Source organism: Methylobacterium sp. (assembly GCF_028290105.1).
Lineage (GTDB): Bacteria > Pseudomonadota > Alphaproteobacteria > Rhizobiales > Beijerinckiaceae > Methylobacterium.
In genome coordinates this window covers 1-5,072 of the sequence record NZ_JAQGKL010000180.1, presented here as the reverse complement: position 1 = coordinate 5,072, position 5,072 = coordinate 1, and the positions used below count along the sequence as shown (strand labels likewise).

Here is a 5,072-nt window from a genome sequence, read left to right as displayed (position 1 = left end):
GCCGCGTGCGCGCGTCCGCCTGGACGCCACTGCCGTGCGGGCGGGCGAGGCGGTGCTGTTGTTCGGCTCGGACGAGCCACAGGGCATGGAAGCTGCTCGTGCGCAGCTCAACCTCAGCCCGGCGGGCGACTTGACGGAGGCCGCGACGCGGCTGTTTTCGGCGCTGCGCCGGCTTGATGTGACCGGAGCCGAGACGATCGCGGTCGTGCCGATGCCTGAGACCGGTCTCGGCGAGGCGATCAACGATCGACTGCGGCGGGCTGCGGCCCCGCGGTAAATTCTTTTGCAAGTCGCCGGAACTATTCCGGCCGAAGTCCGTTGCTGATTCACAAAGGCCAGTTCAGCCCCCAAATGGCCTTTTCCCTTCCAGGGCTCGGAGCAATCCGAGCCTTTTTTCTTGTTCGCAACGCGCAAGACAAGCGACGCGTCTCCGGCCGGCCCGAAAACCCGGCAGGCGCTAAGCCTGCCGGTGAGTCTCAGGAGATCTCAACGATCTCGGTCTCATGGCCGTTCACCTCGACCACGTCGCCCGGGACCTTGCCGGTGAGAGCGCGAGCCATGGGCGAGACATAGGAGATCGTCCCCTGTGCCGGGTCGGCTTCGTCCTCGCCGACGATACGGAACACCTGCTTCGTGTCGTCCTCGCGCAGGATCGTGACCGTGGAGCCGAAACGCACGACGTCGCCGGGTTCGGCCTCCACGAGCTGCGCCGTCCCGAGCCGGGCCGTCCAGTAATGCAGATCGCGCGTGACGCGCGACTCGTCGGCCTTGGCGCCCGGAGTCAGCGCCGAAAACTCGGCCTGAAGACGTGCGACCTCGCCCTCGATCTGCGCCATGCCCTCGGGGGTGACGAAGTTGGGATGGGGTGAAATCGGGCGGTCGGGGAGATCCTCGAAGGCTTCGCCGCCCTCGCGCTCGCGAACAAATGCTTGGCTCATGAAAACGAAAACACCTCACGGGCGGCGACGGTTCCGTCCGAGGTTACAACCTCGATCCTCACGCGACCTCGACGACGGTCCGGCCGCGGACGCGACCCGCGAGGATCGCCTCGGCGATCGTGTCGACGCCGGGCAGCGGCACGGTCTGTGTCATCGCGGCGAGCTTGTGGTGGTCGAGCTCCTCCGCGAGACGCGCCCACGCTTCCCGGCGCTTGGCCTGCGGCGTGGTCACGCTGTTGACGCCGAGGAGCGAGACGCCGCGCAGGATGAAGGGCGCCACGGAGGTGGGCAGGTCCATGCCCTGCGCCAGCCCGCAGGCGGCGACCGCGCCATCCGCCTTCGTGCCGGCCAGGACGTTGGCGAGGGTGACCGAGCCGACGGCGTCGATCGCCGCCGCCCAGCGTTCCTTCGCCAGCGGCTTGCCGGGTTTGGCCAACTCGGCGCGATCGAGGATCTCCGAGGCGCCGAGACCGCGCAGGTAGTCGGCTTCCCCATCGCGCCCCGTCGAGGCGATCACGTGCCACCCGGCCCGTGCGAGCAAGGCCACCGCCACCGAGCCCACACCGCCGGACGCTCCCGTCACCAGGGCCGGACCTTGCGCCGGCGTGACGCCGTGGTGGTCGAGGGCCATCAAGCACAGCATCGCGGTGAAGCCTGCGGTGCCGATCGCCATGGCCTGGGCCGGGCTCAGGCCGCCCGGCAGGGGGACGAGCCAGTCGCCCTTCACCCGCGCGCGCTGGGCGTAGGCGCCGAGATGGGTTTCGCCGACGCCCCAACCTGTCAGCACCACGGAGTCGCCGGTCTTGTAGTCCGAATGATCGGAGGCTTCGACCACACCAGCGAAATCGATGCCGGGGATCATCGGGAATCGGCGCACCACCGGCGAGCGGCCGGTCATGGCGAGGCCGTCCTTGAAATTGACCGTGGAGTGCGTGACCCGGACGGTCACGTCGCCATCCATCAGGTCGGCATCGTCGAAGTCCCTGAAGACGAGCGACTGGCCCGTCTCGGTCTTCTCGACGACCCAAGCCTTGAACTGACCCATGGCATATCTCCGCTGCACCTTCACAGGTGTAGCAGGCCCGGGCCGAATCAAGCGGCTTCCGTTTCACGAAGCCCCGGACGCCCGCGCGCCCGGGGTTGATGCGTTGGGGTCGGGTCGGTGTCTCAGTAGCCGTCGTAGATACTGCCCGAGGAGAAGCCGAGGCCGACGCCGACATCGGCCGAACTCGCGCCGGTGATCCCGAGGGCGTCGGGCAACGAGCCAACCACCGGGCCGGAGCCGTAGCCGCCCGCGTAACCTCCGTGACCGTAGCCGGCGGGCACCCAGCCCGAACGGGCGGGCTGCACCAGGACGCGACGGCGCACGCTGGCGTACTCGGCGGGGATCGTCTCCGGGATCGATTGTGCGGGCTGCACCAGCACGCGGCGATGGCGCACGGAGTATTGCGGGGGCACGTCCACCCAGCAGCCGATGAGTTCGCCGTAGGCATCGCGGCGGGTCTGCCAGACGCGGCCGCCCGGCGCCACGAGGATGCGCTCGGACACCGTCTCGTAGACCGGCGGCAGGGTGCGATACACCGTCTCGGCCGGGCGGACGAGGACCCGCTCGGCAACCGCGCCGTAGACGGGCGGCGTGTTGACGTGGCGGTAGCACTCGGCCCCGCCGCAGCCGCCGGCTTGCGCGGATGAAACGGAGATGACGGCGCCGGCGATGGCGGCGAGAAGCAGGCGTGGGGCGACCGGCGCGGTCATGACGGGTTCCTCGGGGGTGAACGCTGAACAGGACGGGATGGCACGCGAAGACCGCGCGCATCTCGACGTATCAGAGGCCGCCAAGTTGCCGTTCGAGCAAGCTCAATCCCGAGTCAGGGTAAAATTAACCCAAGCTTAGGACTACTTAGGAGTTTCAGTGCTTAGGTAAAAAGCCCCGGAACGATTCACGATTTTAGGTTTGTCCGCGCTTGAGCTGGTAGAAGATGTGCCGGCCGATGACATCCATCTTCTTCAGCCGCCGTGACCAGCCGGGCTTCACGTAATCGGCATGGTAATGCGTCGCGCCACCGACCTCACTGAGGTAGGTCCGCCCCTCGATCACCGCGCTGGCGATGCGGGTGGCGCTCTGCCAGGACGGGCCGTCCGCGATGCGCAGGGATTTGCCCTCGCAGGCGAAGGAGAACTGGCAGCCCATGTAGCGGTGGCGGTTCTGGTAGACGACGCCGCAGACGTTGTTGGGGTAGAGCCCGCTCTTGACCCGGTTCAGCACCACCTGGGCGACGGCTGCCTGGCCCTCTTCGGGCTCGCTGCGGGCCTCGAAGTAGACGGCCTCGGCTAGGCAGCGCTGCTCGCGGTCCTTGGCGTCCGGACCGATCAGGTCCGCGTAGCGGTGGCGCGCGATCTCGGGTGTCGCTTCGGGCTCCGGCGTGGTGGCGCCGTCGGTCCGCGGCGACAGCCCTGGGAAGGCGAGGTTCCCGGCCGCCACCTCGATCGGTGTCGCGTCGGCAGGCGCAGGGGTCGTGGAGGACAGGGCCTCCGCGCGCGGGATCGCCGGGGTTGCGCCATCCTCGACGACGACAATCTCGCCGGGTTCGCCGTTCGCAGCGGGGCCGGACCCCGGAGCCCGGAGGAAGCCGGTGTCGAGGTCGGGGTTCCAGGTGGCGGAACCGGGCGCGAGCAGCCCGTCGCTCCGGTCCGGGAAGCTTGCCTTGACCAGCAGACTACGGGTCGGGCCGTCTTCGGTGGCCTCAAGTGCGGGGTTCGCCCGAGGGACCGAGCGCCAGGCCGAGTGCGACCGGGTCTGGGTGCCGGCCAGGCGCGCGCCAGGTGAGGCGGTCAGGGAGGATCGGAGCGCCTGGTCGGCGAGGCCGGCGGCGCCACCAAGCCTGTCCGTCCCCGCCGTGGCGGTGAAGGACACGAGGAGGCCCATCCCGGCCGCCCAGGGTACTATGGCGGCACTGAGCCAGCGCAGGTGCGACGCGCGTCGTATCCGTCTCGTGCCCACGCAACCGACCCGCACTCACCTGCCAAACGCTCCGGTCGCGTGCTCGATGGGATGAGCCGACGTCCGTCGTGTCCAACTATCGGCGGGTATGGTTGCGGAGCGGTTAAGGCCCGGCGCTCACAACGCCCCGGGACGTCCGTGCGTGGCGGCGAGATTGCCGATCATCGTGGCAAGGCTGGAGCGATCGCCGCCCTGCCCCCCGACGATCCGCTCCGCATCGGCACCGCTCTGTGTGGCGACAGCGAAGACGAACAGGGCGACGGTCGCGAGTCCACCAAGGGCCGCGACCACCCACAGATAGGCCTGCTGCAGGGCGCGCGGCAGCGGGACAGCGACGGGATTTTCGTTGAGGAACACGGGTGGTGGGCTGGTATCGTTCATGCCGGCGATCCCACGCGTTGGCTGCCGCCCCAGTGAGCAGGAACACCCGCGCGTCAGGGTTCGGCACTAGCACTGAACGTGCCCGCGCGAAATCGGTTCGCCGTGTTTTCGACAATTTGTTGAACGGGTCGTTCCGGCAAGGAAAAGGGGCGGCCCTGCGGCCGCCCCGGATAGCGCTGTCCACCTGCCTCGCTGAAGGCTCGAGCCCTACTTCGCGCCCTTGGCAGCGCTTTTGACAGCGTCCTTGGCACCCCGGTCCGCGAGGGCCGCCTGGGCGGCGGCGAGGCGGGCGATCGGTACGCGGTAGGGCGAGCACGACACGTAGTCGAGGCCGACCTCTTGGCAGAACCCGATGGAGGCCGGATCGCCGCCATGCTCGCCGCAAATGCCGAGCTTGATGTCGGGGCGGACCGCCCGACCCCGCTCGACGCCGATGCGCACGAGTTCGCCCACACCCTCCTGATCGATGGAGATGAAGGGATCGGCCGAGAGGATGCCCTTCTGGGTGTAGGCCCCGAGGAAGGTCGAGGCGTCGTCGCGGGAGATGCCGAGCGCGGTCTGCGTCAGGTCGTTGGTGCCGAAGGAGAAGAACTCCGCCGTCTCGGCGATGTCGCCCGCACGCAGGGCTGCGCGGGGCAGCTCGATCATCGTGCCCACTTGATAATCAAGGGTGCCTCCGGTTTCGGCAGAGACCGCCTTCGCCATGGCGTCGATGCGGCTCTTGACGATGTCGAACTCCATCTTCGTGAAGA

Annotated in this window: 7 protein-coding genes; 1 reads left to right on the top strand and 6 read right to left on the bottom strand. The window is 68.7% G+C overall.

What is annotated here, in order from left to right; translation table 11 throughout:
• A partial coding sequence (locus tag JWQ05_RS12865; protein ID WP_299658838.1) for a Sua5 family C-terminal domain-containing protein occupies positions 1-277 on the top strand: 277 nt, incomplete at its 5' end.
• Between the two features lie 199 nt (positions 278-476).
• On the opposite strand, the gene greA is transcribed toward JWQ05_RS12865, so the two are convergent.
• From greA to JWQ05_RS12835, 6 genes are all read right to left on the bottom strand, one after another.
• Positions 477-938, bottom strand: coding sequence for a transcription elongation factor GreA (greA, locus tag JWQ05_RS12860; RefSeq protein WP_299658837.1), 462 nt, complete (start codon positions 936-938; stop codon positions 477-479).
• Between the two features lie 58 nt (positions 939-996).
• A complete protein-coding gene (locus JWQ05_RS12855; RefSeq protein ID WP_299658836.1) occupies positions 997-1,983 on the bottom strand; it encodes an MDR family oxidoreductase in 987 nt (328 codons plus the stop codon).
• Between the two features lie 122 nt (positions 1,984-2,105).
• Positions 2,106-2,693 carry a hypothetical protein gene (locus JWQ05_RS12850; protein ID WP_299658835.1) on the bottom strand — a complete coding sequence of 196 codons (588 nt, stop codon included), beginning with the start codon at positions 2,691-2,693 and terminating at the stop codon, positions 2,106-2,108.
• 193 nt (positions 2,694-2,886) lie between these two features.
• On the bottom strand, positions 2,887-3,864 hold the full coding sequence (locus tag JWQ05_RS12845) for a cell wall hydrolase (RefSeq protein WP_299658834.1): 978 nt from the start codon (positions 3,862-3,864) through the stop codon (positions 2,887-2,889).
• Between the two features lie 192 nt (positions 3,865-4,056).
• Positions 4,057-4,320 carry a hypothetical protein gene (locus JWQ05_RS12840; RefSeq protein ID WP_299658833.1) on the bottom strand — a complete coding sequence of 88 codons (264 nt, stop codon included), beginning with the start codon at positions 4,318-4,320 and terminating at the stop codon, positions 4,057-4,059.
• A 207-nt stretch (positions 4,321-4,527) separates the two neighbouring features.
• Positions 4,528-5,072, bottom strand: a 545-nt coding sequence (locus JWQ05_RS12835) for a putative PEP-binding protein (protein ID WP_366944594.1), incomplete at its 5' end; no start/stop codon positions are given.

What these genes read in the sequence shown, in the direction of transcription:
- JWQ05_RS12850 (WP_299658835.1), bottom strand. Translation starts at nt 2,693, where the DNA reads ATGACCGCGCCGGTCGCCCCACGCCTGCTTCTCGCCGCCATCGCCGGC.
- JWQ05_RS12845 (WP_299658834.1), bottom strand. Translation starts at nt 3,864, where the DNA reads ATGGGCCTCCTCGTGTCCTTCACCGCCACGGCGGGGACGGACAGGCTT.
- greA (WP_299658837.1), bottom strand. Translation starts at nt 938, where the DNA reads ATGAGCCAAGCATTTGTTCGCGAGCGCGAGGGCGGCGAAGCCTTCGAG.
- JWQ05_RS12840 (WP_299658833.1), bottom strand. Translation starts at nt 4,320, where the DNA reads ATGAACGATACCAGCCCACCACCCGTGTTCCTCAACGAAAATCCCGTC.
- JWQ05_RS12855 (WP_299658836.1), bottom strand. Translation starts at nt 1,983, where the DNA reads ATGGGTCAGTTCAAGGCTTGGGTCGTCGAGAAGACCGAGACGGGCCAG.